This is a genomic window from Mesorhizobium sp. M7A.F.Ca.MR.148.00.0.0 (genome assembly GCF_003997735.1).
GTDB lineage: Bacteria > Pseudomonadota > Alphaproteobacteria > Rhizobiales > Rhizobiaceae > Mesorhizobium.
In genome coordinates, this window is sequence record NZ_RZTB01000180.1 from 1,180 (window position 1) to 1,685 (window position 506).

Consider the following 506-nt stretch of genomic DNA (forward strand, 5'->3'; position numbering starts at 1 on the left):
CCTGTATACCGGGCAAAATGGGTGCCTTGACTTCGATTTGCCCTGACGAGTCGCCTGACGGACCCTTGAAATCCAGCCTCACTCCGCAAAGGAGCGCCTTTGTGCTTGAAGCGCCCACCACACCAACAGTCGAAAAGATAGGGTGGATTGCGAGCCGCCTTTTACGACCGTTCCAAGTTGCATTGATCCTTGCAGGTTTCAGGTCTTGAAGGTCGAAGAACAGGCGGAATGGAGTGTCTACAAGATGCGAGAGCCGATTCTCACCTCTGAATGCACTTATCATGGGTGGCAAATTCGGATTGCTCCCCCCCGCATTTAGGAAGATTGCCTCCAAGAAGGACGACTTCCCTGAGCCGTTTTTCCCTGTAACTAGATTGACGCCAGCGAGAGGGCCGATCTTTTCGTGGGCTAACCCACGATAGTTACGAATTTCAACGTCTCGAAACACCGTTTCCGCCTTTCGAAGATCCCGCTGGACCCTGCTCCAGTGGGACCAACCGTAAGCA